At 44.2% G+C, this 15,130-nt stretch carries 14 protein-coding genes, 1 tRNA gene, 2 rRNA genes and 1 pseudogene; 13 read left to right on the top strand and 5 right to left on the bottom strand.

Going from position 1 to position 15,130, the window contains the following annotated elements; all coding sequences use genetic code 11:
* From ATB74_RS07685 to ATB74_RS07675, 3 genes are all read left to right on the top strand, one after another.
* A 23S ribosomal RNA gene (locus ATB74_RS07685) occupies nt 1-102 on the top strand; the annotation flags it as partial.
* A gap of 93 nt (nt 103-195) precedes the next feature.
* Nucleotides 196-311, top strand: a 5S ribosomal RNA gene (gene rrf, locus ATB74_RS07680).
* A gap of 69 nt (nt 312-380) precedes the next feature.
* Nucleotides 381-471, top strand: a tRNA-Ser gene (locus tag ATB74_RS07675).
* Between the two features lie 294 nt (nt 472-765).
* Here the strand turns inward: ATB74_RS07675 and ATB74_RS07670 are convergent.
* On the bottom strand, nt 766-2,250 hold the full coding sequence (locus ATB74_RS07670; RefSeq protein WP_208989044.1) for a sulfatase-like hydrolase/transferase: 1,485 nt from the start codon (nt 2,248-2,250) through the stop codon (nt 766-768).
* On the opposite strand from ATB74_RS07670, the gene ATB74_RS07665 reads away from it, so the two are divergent.
* Complete coding sequence (locus ATB74_RS07665) at nt 2,249-3,103, top strand: glycerophosphodiester phosphodiesterase family protein (protein ID WP_061017676.1); 855 nt, start codon at nt 2,249-2,251, stop codon at nt 3,101-3,103. The two genes, ATB74_RS07670 and ATB74_RS07665, sit on opposite strands and share 2 nt — an antisense overlap.
* 85 nt (nt 3,104-3,188) lie before the next feature.
* Here ATB74_RS07665 and ATB74_RS07660 read toward each other — a convergent pair whose 3' ends face one another.
* The 4 genes and pseudogenes from ATB74_RS07660 to ATB74_RS07645 all read right to left on the bottom strand — a co-directional run bounded on the left by ATB74_RS07660 (nt 3,189) and on the right by ATB74_RS07645 (nt 7,110).
* On the bottom strand, nt 3,189-4,511 hold the full coding sequence (locus tag ATB74_RS07660; RefSeq protein ID WP_061017674.1) for a CoA-disulfide reductase: 1,323 nt from the start codon (nt 4,509-4,511) through the stop codon (nt 3,189-3,191).
* 77 nt (nt 4,512-4,588) lie between these two features.
* Complete coding sequence (locus tag ATB74_RS07655; RefSeq protein ID WP_061017673.1) at nt 4,589-5,995, bottom strand: cation:dicarboxylate symporter family transporter; 1,407 nt, start codon at nt 5,993-5,995, stop codon at nt 4,589-4,591.
* A 37-nt stretch (nt 5,996-6,032) separates the two neighbouring features.
* Entirely contained in the window at nt 6,033-6,416 is a 384-nt protein-coding gene (locus tag ATB74_RS07650; RefSeq protein ID WP_061017671.1) for a RidA family protein, read from the bottom strand.
* A gap of 24 nt (nt 6,417-6,440) precedes the next feature.
* Nucleotides 6,441-7,110: pseudogene (locus tag ATB74_RS07645) on the bottom strand (helix-turn-helix transcriptional regulator).
* Nucleotides 7,111-7,707: 597 nt separating this feature from the next.
* On the opposite strand from ATB74_RS07645, the gene phnC reads away from it, so the two are divergent.
* The 9 genes from phnC (at nt 7,708) to phnK (ending at nt 15,127) form a co-directional block, all read left to right on the top strand.
* Entirely contained in the window at nt 7,708-8,520 is an 813-nt protein-coding gene (gene phnC / locus ATB74_RS07640) for a phosphonate ABC transporter ATP-binding protein (RefSeq protein ID WP_061017669.1), read from the top strand.
* Nucleotides 8,521-8,537: 17 nt separating this feature from the next.
* Nucleotides 8,538-9,533 (top strand): phosphonate ABC transporter substrate-binding protein, encoded by a 996-nt coding sequence (phnD, locus tag ATB74_RS07635; RefSeq protein ID WP_061017667.1) that lies wholly within the window; start codon nt 8,538-8,540, stop codon nt 9,531-9,533.
* Nucleotides 9,534-9,584: 51 nt separating this feature from the next.
* On the top strand, nt 9,585-10,373 hold the full coding sequence (gene phnE / locus ATB74_RS07630) for a phosphonate ABC transporter, permease protein PhnE (RefSeq protein WP_061017665.1): 789 nt from the start codon (nt 9,585-9,587) through the stop codon (nt 10,371-10,373).
* A gap of 68 nt (nt 10,374-10,441) precedes the next feature.
* On the top strand, nt 10,442-11,137 hold the full coding sequence (phnF, locus tag ATB74_RS07625) for a phosphonate metabolism transcriptional regulator PhnF (protein ID WP_048612805.1): 696 nt from the start codon (nt 10,442-10,444) through the stop codon (nt 11,135-11,137).
* Entirely contained in the window at nt 11,138-11,584 is a 447-nt protein-coding gene (gene phnG / locus ATB74_RS07620; protein ID WP_061017663.1) for a phosphonate C-P lyase system protein PhnG, read from the top strand.
* Nucleotides 11,585-11,659: 75 nt separating this feature from the next.
* Nucleotides 11,660-12,280 carry a phosphonate C-P lyase system protein PhnH gene (gene phnH / locus ATB74_RS07615; protein WP_061017661.1) on the top strand — a complete coding sequence of 207 codons (621 nt, stop codon included), beginning with the start codon at nt 11,660-11,662 and terminating at the stop codon, nt 12,278-12,280.
* Entirely contained in the window at nt 12,265-13,383 is a 1,119-nt protein-coding gene (locus ATB74_RS07610) for a carbon-phosphorus lyase complex subunit PhnI (protein ID WP_060981706.1), read from the top strand. Before phnH ends, ATB74_RS07610 begins: the two co-directional genes overlap by 16 nt.
* On the top strand, nt 13,383-14,303 hold the full coding sequence (locus ATB74_RS07605; RefSeq protein ID WP_060981705.1) for an alpha-D-ribose 1-methylphosphonate 5-phosphate C-P-lyase PhnJ: 921 nt from the start codon (nt 13,383-13,385) through the stop codon (nt 14,301-14,303). Before ATB74_RS07610 ends, ATB74_RS07605 begins: the two co-directional genes overlap by 1 nt.
* A complete protein-coding gene (phnK, locus tag ATB74_RS07600) occupies nt 14,300-15,127 on the top strand; it encodes a phosphonate C-P lyase system protein PhnK (protein WP_061017660.1) in 828 nt (275 codons plus the stop codon). The genes ATB74_RS07605 and phnK overlap by 4 nt, the downstream gene beginning before the upstream one ends.
* Nucleotides 15,128-15,130: the final 3 nt, after the last annotated feature.

The following is a 15,130-nucleotide window of genomic DNA, read 5'->3' as shown; positions in this document are numbered from 1 at the left end:
GTCCTAAAGGGTTGTCGTAGACTACGACGTTGATAGGCAGGGTGTGTAAGTGCTGCGAGGCATTGAGCTAACCTGTACTAATTGCCCGTGAGGCTTAACCATACAACACCCAAGGGGTTTTGTGGACTCAAAGAAATACCAAACGCTTGAATGAGTTTGATGAGAATTTAACAGCTTTCCGAATTTTAAAATTTGCTTGGCGACCATAGCATTGTGGACCCACCTGATTCCATGCCGAACTCAGAAGTGAAACACAATAGCGCCGATGGTAGTGTGGGGCTTCCCCATGTGAGAGTAGGACATCGCCAGGCTTTGATTTCGTTATTTGCGTAGTAAATAACAACCTCAACAGTGTACTAATCTGTTGATGACAATTTTTTGGAGGGATGGCTGAGTGGTCGAAAGCACCGGTCTTGAAAACCGGCAACCGTTAATAGCGGTTCTAGGGTTCAAATCCCTATCCCTCCACCACCATTGAAAAGCCCGCTGAGAAATCAGCGGGCTTTTTTTCGTTTTACCGTTTCAAACTATTATATATTCCAGTCAAATAGTGAACTTTTCAGTTACTCACTCAGCGTTACTATCAGAGTCCCCTAAATCATCTCATTAGGCTGTTTGCTAACAAGGTTAATGAAGCTCTTGGATAAGTAAAATCGAGCTGATATCAGCTTACATATTGATAAATAAGAGATAACTTGATGTGCGGAGAAGATTACTTACTAAGTAAACTTTATGTATTCAGAATCTTCTGTATCAGTTGTTCGCTTAGTCGATTTTTCTTATCTTGAACTCACTCGTTAACACTGAGTCATACTCCTTTCCTATGTACTCGGTATTGAAGATACTTTTGTTTTGCTCTGTCTGTTCTGAAGATATTCCTACCCATTGTGCAAATGTGTCTGAAAAGTCTCTTAGGTTATATTTAACCGAATGTATTTTTGTTTCTTGTGGATCATTACTCATTGCTATGAAAGGTACTTCTACTGCCTGCCTTGAAAAATGTGAGCCAGTTCCGTGAATCAGATACGGTGGAACGTTTACAGATGTTAGGCCATGGTCAGAAAAATAAATGATTTTATATGTTTTATCATGCATCGTGAGTAGGTCTCTAAGCTTCTCTATAAAAGCCACGCCATAAGCCACTGATTTTGAATAGCATGCTAGATACTTGTTATCAGAGGCTTTTAGTGAAATTTCTTCATCAAATCTCTTACAAAAATCATAATGTGACCCCATGGTGTGAATGAAAATCACTTTTGGCCTTTTAGTTTCTTCACGAATCGCCTTGATCACTTCTGGTAGGAGAATGTTATCGGGTTCGGCTTTATCATAAGACGTATTCTTATAATATTGGTAATGTGCCCTACTCGCGATTGCGGATACTTGTGTCTCGTATTGCCCGATCTTAGCTTGATTTGATATCCAATAAGTTTTCATTCCAGCATCATTAGCAAGATCTATCACATTTAAGCCTTTATCATGCCTGTTTACATCTAGGCTCTTTGATAATATTCGAGGGACTGAGAAATATGTAACAACGGATGGGGAGATAACACCATTAAATATTTCTGCTCCTTTTATATTTCCATTCTCTTCGTTATACGATGGGTAGTAATTTTTAATCACAGATTCACCAATATTTACGATATAAATATCCTTTAATACCTTATTTATATGAACGTTCTCCCATTTCGAAGAGATTATTGATTTCCCTCCTTCGAGAAGAGATAGTTCATAATATAAAGAAATAGGTTTAATGACTGTAATTAATCCTAAAAAACTAAACCACACTTCATGATGGATTGTTTTTAAGTATTCTTCATTGAGGTATGTCGTCTTTTTATTATCATGCAAGCTATAAAATTTTGTGATTAATATGCTGGAAAATAATATCAACATAATTAATGAAAATGACTTACCAACCTTTCCTAAGGTAATGTGGAATGATAAAAAAAGTAGAATGGAAAATATAATAATTTTTACATATGTTATGACGCTAATGCTTTTTATATGTTCAAATGCTTCACCTCGATTAGACTCTAAAACCGAACCTAAGACACCTAAGTCTAAGCTGAGAGAGTGTAACCTTAAGTAGAAGTCGAAAGTCATTATGACCGTGAGAAGAAGAAATACAAATCTATTACCGACAAATGCTATTATAGTTGCTATAAATAACATGTTTAAACTCAATATTGACAGGGTAAACCATACATTATCATCAGCCCCAGTTCTCAACAGGTAAAATGTCATGATACTTAAAGGAATCAGAGTCTTAATATCAATATTTTGTCTAGTTCTCATATGTTTTTGGGTAGCTTTTGTTATCGGCCCTTCGATGAGTGTAGTCATTGATGTATGGAGAGGCAATGTAAAGGCATACCCAAATGAACATAATAATATCTCTGATATTATCGTTAATTCTGGTGGTTTGATCGCACATGCCGGTGGGGGAATCAATGGATTAAAATATACAAACTCGTTAGAAGCGATGGAGCAATCAATTGAACATGGTTTCAAGATGATAGAGTTAGATCTACTTATCTCATCGGATCGAAGGATTGTTGCTGTTCATGATTGGAAGACTTTTCACGAAATGACAAATTCTAATAATACTGGGTCTATTAGTTCAAAAGAATTTGAATCAAAGATAATTTATGATAAATATAAAACATTAAATATATCGACAGCTATTGATATTCTAGATAAAAATGGCGTGGTATTAGTTACGGATAAAATAAAAAATCTTTCCTTGCTTTCAAAGTATATAATAGATAAAGATAAATCTATTATCGAAGTATTCAGCACAGATAAATATAATGAAGCAATAGAGTTAGGTTTTAATAATGTCGCATTAAATATAGATCTAAATACACCATTTATTCTTGAGTGGATTGATTTAAATAAAATTAAGGCTGTGACGTATCGGGGTGATAATCTTGGCTCGCTTGGGAGTGAATATAAGAAGGCGATGGAACTAAGCGACATGGGGGTTTCTTCCATGATCTATTCAACAAATGATTTAGACCTGGATGATATTAAAGCTTCTGGAATCGAAAATTTTGCGTTATATGTCGACTTTGTTCTGCCATCAGATGAACGTTAAGATTGTAGCTTATCCAAAAAGCAGAGCGTAATTGCTCTGCTTTGATGTTCAAATGAACACTCTTTGGAACTTGTGCGTTAGTTGGTTACTTAGCGACGTTACCTGCCACGTTTAGAGCGTCCCACGTACGTGCAAATGGTGGGGCATAACAGAAATCCATGTAGCCTAGTTGTTGAGTGGTCATCTTCGCGGTGATAGCAACAGCGAGCGCGTTAATACGGCCAACGGCTCCTTTCTTACCTACGATCTCACCACCAAGTAGAACGTTAGTTTCTGGGTGATAAACCAGTTTAACCTTGATGTCTTCTTGGCCAGGGTAGTAATCGGTTTGGTTCTTATCTGAAATCGTTGATACTTTCACATCCAATCTATGTTCTGTTGCCAGAAGTTCATTCACGCCAGTACATGCCAGTTCGTAGTCGAGCACTTTCAAACAAGATGAACCTAAGAAGCCTGACATATAAGTATCTTTACCTGCTAGCTTGTCTGCCATCATGCGTGCTTGTTTGTTGGCTGTGGTTGCTAGAGGAACATAAACGGGTTTGCCTAGTGCCATATGATGGACAACGGCACAGTCACCTACAGCATGGATGTAAGCGTCTTCTGTGGCACCATATTCATTCACCAACAACGCGCCATTTTGAGCTTTTGGTAATTCGAATGCTTCAGTGTTTGGTTTGAAACCGAGTGACAGGATAACGACATCCGCTTCTACATTGCCGTTATCGGTTTCTACAATATAACCGCCTTGCTTTGCATCGCGAATCGCAGACACGCTGCAACCGGTTTTAAGGTCGGCACCTGATTCACGAATCGCACCTTCGACCACTTTAGTAATCTCTGGGCTGAACTGACGGCTCATGATGTGCTGTTCACGTTCAATGATCGTCACGTGTTTATCTAAGCCGTGTGCCGCATCAAATACCTCCAACCCGATAAAGCCTGCCCCGATGACGCACACGCGTTGTTTGCTATCATCTTTAAGAGCTTCTTTGACTGCTAAGCCGTCTTCCATGCTTGTTAGTGTGTATACGTGTTCCGGATTGAATTCACCGAATGAAGGCACGATAGGGCGTGCTCCTGTCGCAATGACCAACATATCGTAATCGATGACGCTTTCTTCATTTTGGTGACGTACAGTGATCTGTTTTTCTGCCTTGTTTAAGGCAACCATTTCGGTTTCGGTACGTACATCTAAGCCAGATTTGATGGCTTGTTCTGGTGTACGAGAGATCATTCGCTCGGTGTCCTCAAACATGCCGCCTGCAAAGTAAGGTAAGCCACAGGCTCCAAAAGATATGTAGCTACGCTTATCTAGAACAATGACTTCGTCTGATGGCTGATTACGTTTGTACTTTGCTGCGAAACTCATACCAGCGGCGCTACCGCCTATAACAACAACTTTCATATTTACTACCTAAATAACCTGAACTCAGGAAAAACAGAAGAGCACTCACGCGGAGTGCTCTTAATTAAGTTTGAGAATTATACTGCTGCTTCTTTTGATACTGTCGCCGTAACGTCAGCGTCGTATTGTTCAGTATCCAGTGAGCCGTTTTTCTTAGCCGTTAGAACACCAGACAACATAGAGCCGGAGATGTTTAGTGCTGTACGAGCCATGTCAATTAGTGCTTCGATAGACACGAGAATCGCAACGACTGTGATATCAAGACCCATGATGGTCAGTACCGCGACTGCAGCAAACGTTGCACCGCCACCAACACCAGCGATACCGAATGAAGCAATCGCAATAACAGCAATCAGTTGTAGGATGAAGCCTAAGTCTACAGGCATGCCCATTACTTGTGCCGCCATGATAGCGAGCATTGCAGGGTAGATACCCGCACAGCCGTTTTGACCGATACTGGTACCAAATGTCGCTGACATGTTTGCAGTTTCTTCATCCACACCTAGGCGTTGAGTTTGTGTTTCAACGTTTAGCGGGATAGCTGCCATGCTTGAGCGAGAACCGAAACCGAACACTAGTACAGGCCAGATTTTCTTCATGAACTTAGCAGGAGAAAGGCCGAACATTGACACCATGACGAAGTGGATGCCGAACATTACGCCGATTGCTACGTAGCTCGCTAGAAGGAAGCGTCCCATTTCAGCCAGTGCGAATAGGTCGTTGGTCATCATGAACGTGGTCATCAGAGCGAATACACCGTAAGGCGTTAGCTTCAGAATTTCACGTACCATTGATAGCACCACTTCTTTTGCAGAGTTGATGAAATCAACGAAGTTTTGCACTTTCTCTGGCTTACGGTTCTTCACTTGCAGGATACAGTAACCAAGGAACATACCGAACAGTACAGTGGATAGCGTTGAAGTACGTTGAGAGCCTGTTAGCATGTCAAAGATGTTGGTTGGAATGATAGACAGAGCCATACCAGACAGACCACTGCTCGCCATTGCATCTTGTGTTGCTACCAGTGAATCACCGCGAGCTTCAATCGCACTGTTGGTGCCGATTGTGCTGACTAGCGCGTTCGCATCGATACCAAATAGGTAAATACTTGCGATACCAACGGCTGCTGAGATTGCACAAGTGAAAAGTAGAATACCGATGATTTTTGGTGCGATACGAGATAGCGCGCCGCCGCCTTCAACGTTCATGATCGAAGAGATCATCGCCACGAACACAAGTGGGATAACGATCATTTGTAGAAGTTTGATGTAGCCTTTACCGAACACTGAAATCAGTTCAGCAAAGCCGGAAGTTGCGACGTTACCAACACCGAAAACAAGTTGAATTGCGCCACCGAACAACAAGCCAGCAGCAAGCGCACTCAGTACGCGGAAGTTAAAACTTTTCTTTTGCTTTTTGAAGTTCGACAGCAGTGCGTAGAACCCAAAGAATAGTATGCTTAATCCAATAAATGAAACGCTCATGAGAATCTCCTATGATACCCATTAATACCTAAATCGGTTATTTTGTGTATGCGATGGCTTCAACTTCAACCAGTGCGTCTTTTGGTAGTCGTGCTGCTTCAACACAAGAGCGAGCAGGTGCGTTCTCTGTACCAAACACCTCTGTGTACACTTCGTTAAAGGCAACGAAGTTTTCCATGTCAGATAGGAAGCAGGTTGTCTTAAGCACTGTGTCCAGTCCCGCATTACTCGCTTCTAATACAGCTTTTAAGTTTTCTAGCGACTGACGAGCCTGTTCTTTAATACCGCCTTCAACAAACTGCATGGTTTCTGGAACGAGAGGTAATTGACCTGATGTATAAACCATGTCGCCGTAAGACGTACCTTGTGAGTAAGGCCCAATAGCTGCTGGTGCTTGTTCAGTGGCAATGATCTGTTTCACGATGTAACTCCTAAATTATTGGTTTTATTCTGATTTAAATTCACGGATAAACTTGTAAACCGCCTGACGGCTGATCCCAAGTTGTTCTGATACTTGTGTCGTCGTCTCTTTTAGCTCAAATACGCCGTTATCAAATAAACAACGAATGATGGCTTTGTTACGACTTTTGCAGGAAATCGTTTCGTCTTGTTCCACTTCTTTTATTGCAGCGGTCAGCGCTTGTTGAATCACGTCGTTTGCATTGTTGCTGAAAGTCTCACTGACTAGTGTTTGAGACACATTGCACGTTGGCATCAACGTTTTAACGATTTCGGGGAATGGGAAGGATAAGTTCATGTTGATACACAGCATGCCAATCGGCTTTTTCTGTGGTCCGGCTAGCACACAGGTAGTTGATTTAAGTAGGGAACCGTCTGCTGCATTGGTGAAATAACTCTTTGGAGAAACTTCGCCGGTTTTCTCGAATTTACTCCACATACGTAAACCTAAGTCCGTAATAGGAGAGCCGATTTCACGACCGGTATGATGACCGTTGACGATTTTCACGACCGAGTTTTCTAAGCTTTCAAATGAATGAATGAATGACTATTTCACAGTAGGGGCCAATCAAATCAGCGAGCGTGTCTGCTAAACGGAAGTAATTGTTTAAACATTCTCTGTCTTCATCGGTGAATCGAACTTGTTTTACATTCATGATTTCGGTTTACATTTTTGAACTCGATGGCTGAAATCCACTCCTTTGGTGGTATCTGGGCAAGATGTAGTAAACTTCTGTAAACCAGTAAAAAGCGTCTAAGACGTCAACAAATAACGGAAATTTAACTTAAATTGAGAGTAAAATTTGAACAGGACCACCAAACCATCTTCGATATGGTTTAATTTCTTAAACTCCATCAAAGTTTAAATATTTAAAACCAAAGATTGCATTTTTGAACACTTTAATGATCTAGAACAAGTTCACGATTGAGGTCAAACGGGCATTCCATAATGGGGTGCTTTTTTTATATGTCACTTTCTCAACTATTTGAGACGTCTATCTATTGTTCAGAGAACACCTAAACGTTGTCGTGTTTATTGAGTTTTTTATTGTCAAATTACTGTGAATTACGTCTGTATATAAGTTGATATCCCCATTCAATTATCCTCATTTTTTGTTATTTAAAACAGAGGGTTAAGCTTGTCTAGACAAGTTGACTAACCCTTTGAAATATTTCACTTCTGCAAATAAACCGACACGTAACTTTAATAATCAGACGTCAAAGTGGCCTTAAATCAAACAGGGACATTGACGATGAATAACATCATTGAAGTTAAGAAGGTCAACAAAACATTCGGTTCGAATAAAGCACTGAATGGCATCAATTTGACGATTACCAGCCGCAAGATGACGGCGTTACTTGGCCCATCGGGTTCAGGTAAATCTACGCTGCTTCGCCATTTAAGCGGCTTGATCATCGGAGACAAAAGCACGGACTCTCAAATCTACGTGCTTGGTCAAACCGTTCAGGCAAATGGTAAGGCAGACAGCAATGTTCGCGACCGTCGTGCACAAGCAGGTTACATCTTTCAGCAATTCAACCTCGTTAACCGTTTGTCGGTGATGACCAATGTACTGATTGGTGCACTGAGCTCAACGCCTAAGTGGAGGACGCTAACAGGTATGTTCACCGTTGAGCAGCAGCAGCAAGCACTTGAAGCATTGCGTCGAGTAGGGATGGAAGACTTCGCGGGTCAGCGTGTTGGCAATCTATCTGGCGGTCAACAACAACGTGTCGCTATCGCGCGCGCACTGATGCAGAAAGCCAAAATCATTTTCGCTGATGAACCTATCGCGTCGCTTGATCCTGAATCAGCACGCATCGTGATGGAGCTGCTGACAGACATTAATGAGAAGGAAGGCATTCCTGTCATCGTCACGCTTCACCAAGTCGACCATGCCCTTAAGTACTGCGAAAACATCATCGCGCTTAAAGATGGTCAAGTGTTTTACGAAGGGAAGAGTGCGGAATTGACTAAGCCTCAGCTTGAAGACCTATACCGTTCGAAAAAATCGACAAACACACCACACATCCAATCTAACGACGTGCTCGCTGCGTCTTTATAAATATCAGGGAAATCAATATGTTTCATTCAATGAAATCAGGAATTAAGAAGGCTGTGACATTAGCGACTGTGTTGATGACCACACTCACAGCTGGTCACGCGGTGGCAAAAGATTCAATCAACTTCGGCATTATCGCGACCGATGCACAACAAAACTTGCGCAGCCGCTGGGAGCCTCTTCTGGATGACTTAGGTAAAGCGTTAGGCATACCAGTGAACGCCTATTTTGCTCCTGACTATGCTGGCATCATTCAAGCGCAGCGTTTTGGCAAGGTTGATTTTGCTTACTATGGAAATAAGGCGGCGATGGAAGCTGTTGACCGTGCAAACGCTGAAGCCTTTGTTCGTTACATCGATGAGGATGGTTTACAGGGTTATTACAGCTTACTGATTGTTAATGCTGAAAACGACAATATCAACACACTTGAAGATGTTTTAGAGCAACACAAAACACTCAAGTTTGGTAATGGCGATCCTAACTCTACTTCGGGCTTCCTAGTCCCGAACTTCGAAGCATTTGCCAACAATGGCATCTCGGCGAACGACTTCCACCGCAATGTGACCGCAAGCCATGGCGCTAACGTGATGGCGGTAGCGAATAACCAAGTCGATGTCGCAACTAATCACACCATGAGTCTTATTCGCATTGAAGATCAGAACCCTGAGCTGTTTAGCAAGCTGAAGGTGGTTTGGCAGTCAGAACTTATCCCATCAGATGTAATTACCTACCGCAAAGATTTAGACGAAGGCTTGAAACAAAAGGCGCGTGATTTCTTCGTCAGTTACGGCGAACAGCCAGAGCAGCTTAAAAACCTAAATCAACTGGCTTGGTCTGGCTTTGCTGCTACTGATAACAACCAGCTACTGCCTATTCGTCAAATGGAAGCGTTCAAGAAGCTAGTTGAAGCTGAAAACAACAGCAACCTAAGCGAGAAAGTGAGAGCCGATCGTATGGCGAAATACCAAGCGGAAATCGACCAGCTGCAAACAGAAATTGATGCGCTGAAAGGCTAATTCTAACCCATTGCGCTGCTGTGGGCGGCGCAACAAAAGAGTAATAGAACAATGACTGCAATAACTCAAAGCTACGAGCCTTCATCAAAGCTGTCGATTAAAAACGGCGTGATCGCTGTGATAGCACTACTGGTCCTTAGCTGGGCGTGGCAAGGCGCAGAAATGGCACCAATGATGTTCTTTGAACACCCAGAGAACATGGTTCAGCTCGGTAAAGACTTTTTCCCTGCTGACTTTAGTGAAAGCAATGTGTACCTCAACGAAATGCTGGTGACGATTCAAGTGGGCATCTGGGGAACCGTGCTATCGATTTTGTTAGCGATTCCATTCGGTATTTTGAGTGCAGAGAACCTGATGCCGAGCTGGGTGACATTCCCAATTCGTCGCCTGATGGACTGTTTACGCGCTATCAACGAAATGGTGTTTGCGATGCTGTTTGTAGTGGTGGTTGGATTGGGACCGTTTGCTGGTGTGATGGCGCTGTTTATTCACACTACAGGCGTACTTGCCAAGCTATTTGCTGAAGCCATTGAAGCGATTGAACCCGGCCCGATGGAAGGCGTTAAAGCGACAGGCGCAAACCCATTCGAGGTGATTCTTTACGGCGTTATCCCGCAAGTAATGCCGCTTTGGATTTCTTATTCACTGTACCGCTTAGAGTCGAACATTCGCTCAGCAACTGTGGTAGGCATGGTCGGCGCGGGCGGTATCGGTGTGCTGCTTTGGCAATCTATCTCAGGTTTCCAGTTACAACAAACTGCCGCAATCATGGCCATTGTTATCGTGACGGTAAGCATTATCGACTTCGTTTCTCAAATCATCCGTAAGAAGTTTATCTAGGCATCTCAGATGCCTATTTAACCAAACTTGTCTAGATAAGTGATTGAATTTTAGGAAAGGAAACCCTTATGCCCGTTTACTTAGATATTGCCTCAGAGCTTGAAAAGGAAGTGAAAGACCACTTTGTGCCAGGTGACTACTTACCACCTGAATCCAAATTGGCTGAGCGCTTTGCAGTAAACCGTCACACGCTTCGCCGCGCAGTCGATGAACTCGTGTCAACGGGCTTGATTCAACGCCACCAAGGCAAAGGCAACATGGTGATTCGTCAGCCAAGTGAATATCGACTTCACTCGGGCGCGCATTTCACCAAGAACCTGATTGAGCAAGGCGCGATGCCAAGGTGTGAGGTGCTTCAGTCTCGCCTTATCAATGTTTCTCCCAAGATTGCGGGCTACTTGAAGATTGAAGAGGGGAGCAAGGTTATTCACATCCGTACCCTGCGAAAAACCGGAGATACACCGAGAACTATTATCGACCACTACCTACCCAATGTGGCGTGGTGGCCGATTCTTAAGAACTTCACCAACGGTTCTTTGCATCAATTTATTCAGCGTGGCTTGGAGATTGATTTAGAGCGAAAAGAGACTCGAGTGGGCGCGAAAATCCCAACCAATGAAGAGTGTCGTTTGCTGCAAATCAGCACCAGTACACCGCTACTCAAAATTAAAACCACCAACGTAATCAAAGGCACGCAAGTGATAGCGGAATTTTCAAGTTCGAACACCCGTGCCGACGCAACCGAAATTGTAATGGAGCACTAAATGACAGCTTTGAAAGAGCGACAAAAGTGGATGTCAGTACTCGCGCAGAGCCAGTTCTCAGAATTGAAAACGCGCTGGGAAGCATTAGGGCTAGACGCGGAATACGCAATGGTTCGCCAACCAGAGATTGGTTTAGCACAAGTGCGTGCACGTATGGGCTCAACAGGCCGTCAGTTCAACATGGGGGATGTCACGATTACTCGCGCCGTCATCAAGCTAACGAGCGGAGAGCTTGGTTACAGCTACCTACAGGGGCGAAGCAAGCCTCATGCAGAGCTAGCAGCCGTCGTCGATGCCTTGATGCAAAACGGACAACAAGCCGAAGTGCTCAACACGCAACTGATTGAGCCTTTGGCAGCGATGAAACATGAACGAGACAGTCGACGTCGCCAAGAAGTGGCTTCAAGCAAAGTGGACTTTTTTACTATGGTTCGAGGTGAAGATTAGCTTCGCAGGTAAGCAAAAGAACTACATGTCATTCAAGAATAAGATTAACGAATTAAAAAGGTTAGAACGAATTCAATGAGTATGATTTCTCCTGCATTTCAAGATGCAGTTCATGACAGTCAGCAGTGCTTTCGATTGCTGCTCAAGGCGATGTCTGAACCCGGTACCGTCGTAACACTAAATCGTTGCGAAGGCTTTGGTTCAATGATGAGTGCAGCCGCTCAAACGCTACTTTCCATGGCCGACAATGCAACGCCGATCTGGCTATCTTCGACATTAAAAGCTGATCACGCGGTTACTGAAAACATCAAGTTTCACATTGGCGCACCGATTGTCGAGCAGACTCAACAAGCGAGCTTTGCTGCGATTTCAGCACAAGATCTACAGGATGTTGATTGGTCAGAACTGACATTCAATCTCGGCAACGAAGAGTATCCAGACACCTCAACAACCGTCGTCATTGAAGTGGACAGCTTAACCTCTGGTGTTGAGCTGTCACTGAGTGGTCCGGGAATCCAAAGTGAACAAATCGTCTCAATCAACGGATTACCAGAGGGCTTTGTTTCTTACCTTAAAGAGCGTCAATCACTGGTGAAGTTCCCATTAGGTGTCGACTTTATCTTTGTCGCGGACCAGCAAGCGCTGTGTTTGCCTCGTACAACTAAAGTGGAGGCGACAACATGTACGTTGCTGTAAAAGGTGGTGAAAAGGCTATTAGTCTGGCGCACCAACTGCAAGCGAAGAAGCGTCGCGGTAATTCTGAACTGCCAGAGCTGTGCGTAGAGCAGATTCAAGAGCAGCTGTCGGGTTCGGTAGACCGAGTGATGACAGAAGGTGGCATTTATGACAAACAACTCGCGGCATTGGCAATCAAACAAGCTGCGGGTGATTTAGTCGAAGCGATTTTCTTATTACGTGCTTATCGCACCACGTTACCTCGCTTGATCACTGCGCAACCTGTCGACACTAGTGCAATGCGAATCGAGCGTCGTATTTCGGCGACCTACAAAGATTTACCGGGCGGCCAAATCTTAGGTCCAACTTACGATTACACACATCGCCTGTTGGATTTCAGCTTGCTTGCTGAAGGGGAAACACCGCAGATCCCTACGCATGATGTGACTGACTCTGAACCTTGCCCCCAGGTATTGGGCATTCTTGAAAACCTCGACATGATGTTGACGGAAGAAGATGACCTGCAGGCTCCAGAAGACATCACCATGAATCCGGTGAACTACCCATGCGACCGCAGTGCACGCCTACAAAACTTGGTGCGTGGCGATGAAGGTTTCTTACTGGCACTGAGTTACTCGACCCAGCGTGGTTATGGTCGTAATCATCCATTCGCGGGCGAGATTCGTACCGGTTTCTCAACGTTATCGATTGAACCGGAAGAGCTTGGTTTTAGCATCGACATTGGTGAAATTGAGCTGACCGAGTGTCAGATGATCAATGGCTTTGTTGGTAACAAACAACAGAAAGCCAAACTGACTCGCGGCTACGGCTTAACGTTCGGTGCGACTGAACGTAAAGCAATGTCGATGGCGTTGGTTGACCGCTCTTTGCAAGCTGCTGAGTTTGATGAGCCTGTTGATGGCCCTGCTCAAGACGAAGAGTTTGTGCTTTCTCACTCAGACAATGTTGAAGCTGCAGGCTTTGTGTCTCACCTAAAACTTCCTCACTACGTCGATTTCCAAGCAGAACTAGAGCTGCTTAGAAAAATGCATAAAGAGCACGATGAATTGATGGCCCAACAAGGTGATGACGAACAGGGTAATGAAGTACAAGGAGGTCAGTAATGAACACAGCGACACTAAATACACCGATGGGTAACGCTACACAGACATTCCGTTCTGAGGAGGCTTCATCTCACAGCTCAGTAGGGGCAACGGGTTACAACTATGGCTACCTTGATGAGCAAACCAAGCGAATGATTCGTCGTGCGTTGCTTAAAGCGGTGTCTATTCCGGGTTACCAAGTACCTTTTGGTGGTCGTGAAATGCCCATGCCTTATGGATGGGGAACTGGTGGTGTGCAGATCACCGCGGCGATTATCGGCCAACCAGACACGCTAAAAGTGATCGACCAAGGTGCAGATGACACCACCAATGCTGTATCGATTCGTGAGTTCTTCAAGTCTATCGCCAGTGCGAAAACGACTGAGAAAACCACAGAAGCGAGCATCATTCAGACACGGCACCGTATCCCAGAGGTCGATCTTCAAGAAGATCAGATCTTGGTGTATCAAGTGCCGATCCCAGAGCCGCTGCGTTTCATTGAGCCTCGTGAAACTGAAACTCGCAAAATGCACGCGTTGCAAGAGTACGGAATCATGCATGTAAAACTATATGAAGACATCGCACGCTTTGGCCATATCTCAACGGCTTACGCTTACCCAGTAAGAGTAAATGATCGTTACATCATGGATCCATCGCCAATCCCTAAGTTCGACAACCCGAAAATGGACAACATGGCCGCACTGCAGCTGTTTGGTGCGGGTCGCGAGAAGCGTATTTATGCCGTACCTCCTTACACCAAAGTTCAGAGCTTAGATTTTGAAGACCACCCATTTGAGATTCAGAAGTGGGACGAGCCGTGTGCAATTTGTGGTTCGAAAGATACCTTCCTTGATGAGGTCGTTATGGATGACCAAGGCTCACATATGTTTGTTTGTTCAGATACGGACTACTGTCGCGAACAACAGGAGAACAACGCATGAACGCTGTGACGAATATGAAACACGAATGGAACCAGTCAGAGCAGCCTCTGTTGTCTGTCTCTAATCTCACTAAGCTTTATGCGCCGGGTAAGGGCTTTCAAAACGTGTCGTTCGACCTATACCCGGGTGAAGTGTTGGGTATTGTGGGTGAGTCTGGCTCTGGCAAAAGCACTTTATTGAAGTCACTTTCTGGCCGTCAAACCCCAGACAGCGGTGAAGTGATTTACTTGCGTGGTGATGCGGAAAAGCAATTCTCACAACTGGAAGATTTATACCAAATGGCGGAAAGCCAGCGTCGTCACTTGCTTCGTACAGAGTGGGGCGTGGTGCATCAACACCCAATGGATGGCTTGCGAGGCCGAGTATCGGCGGGCGGCAATATTGGTGAGCGCCTGATGGCAGTGGGTGAACGTAATTATGGTGAAATTCGCGAGAAATCAGCGAAATGGCTCGGTGATGTCGAGATCCCAACGGATCGAATGGACGATATGCCGACGACCTTTTCTGGAGGTATGCAGCAAAGATTACAGATCGCACGCAATTTGGTGACTCACCCGAAATTGATCTTCATGGATGAGCCGACTGGCGGTTTGGATGTGTCTGTTCAAGCCAAGTTGCTTGATCTTCTTCGTCGCTTAGTCACAGATCTTGAATTAGCTGTGGTGATCGTCACTCACGATCTTGCTGTGGCTCGTTTGCTTGCACATCGACTCATGGTGATGCGCCGCAGTGAAGTCGTAGAAAGCGGCCTTACTGATCAAGTGCTTGATGATCCTCAACACCCATACACACAACTGCTGGTTTCTTCTGTACTGCAGAATTAAGGA

The organism is Vibrio splendidus, assembly GCF_001557875.1.
Taxonomy (GTDB): Bacteria; Pseudomonadota; Gammaproteobacteria; order Enterobacterales; family Vibrionaceae; genus Vibrio; species Vibrio splendidus_F.
The sequence above is the reverse complement of the archived record's forward strand: the minus strand, read 5'-3'. Positions and strand labels throughout refer to the sequence as shown.

What these genes read in the sequence shown, in the direction of transcription:
- phnG (WP_061017663.1), top strand. Translation starts at nt 11,138, where the DNA reads ATGACAGCTTTGAAAGAGCGACAAAAGTGGATGTCAGTACTCGCGCAG.
- phnK (WP_061017660.1), top strand. Translation starts at nt 14,300, where the DNA reads ATGAACGCTGTGACGAATATGAAACACGAATGGAACCAGTCAGAGCAG.
- ATB74_RS07660 (WP_061017674.1), bottom strand. Translation starts at nt 4,511, where the DNA reads ATGAAAGTTGTTGTTATAGGCGGTAGCGCCGCTGGTATGAGTTTCGCA.
- ATB74_RS07670 (WP_208989044.1), bottom strand. Translation starts at nt 2,250, where the DNA reads ATGACATTTTACCTGTTGAGAACTGGGGCTGATGATAATGTATGGTTT.
- ATB74_RS07665 (WP_061017676.1), top strand. Translation starts at nt 2,249, where the DNA reads ATGATACTTAAAGGAATCAGAGTCTTAATATCAATATTTTGTCTAGTT.
- phnF (WP_048612805.1), top strand. Translation starts at nt 10,442, where the DNA reads ATGCCCGTTTACTTAGATATTGCCTCAGAGCTTGAAAAGGAAGTGAAA.
- phnD (WP_061017667.1), top strand. Translation starts at nt 8,538, where the DNA reads ATGTTTCATTCAATGAAATCAGGAATTAAGAAGGCTGTGACATTAGCG.
- phnH (WP_061017661.1), top strand. Translation starts at nt 11,660, where the DNA reads ATGAGTATGATTTCTCCTGCATTTCAAGATGCAGTTCATGACAGTCAG.
- ATB74_RS07605 (WP_060981705.1), top strand. Translation starts at nt 13,383, where the DNA reads ATGAACACAGCGACACTAAATACACCGATGGGTAACGCTACACAGACA.
- ATB74_RS07610 (WP_060981706.1), top strand. Translation starts at nt 12,265, where the DNA reads ATGTACGTTGCTGTAAAAGGTGGTGAAAAGGCTATTAGTCTGGCGCAC.
- ATB74_RS07655 (WP_061017673.1), bottom strand. Translation starts at nt 5,995, where the DNA reads ATGAGCGTTTCATTTATTGGATTAAGCATACTATTCTTTGGGTTCTAC.
- phnE (WP_061017665.1), top strand. Translation starts at nt 9,585, where the DNA reads ATGACTGCAATAACTCAAAGCTACGAGCCTTCATCAAAGCTGTCGATT.
- phnC (WP_061017669.1), top strand. Translation starts at nt 7,708, where the DNA reads ATGAATAACATCATTGAAGTTAAGAAGGTCAACAAAACATTCGGTTCG.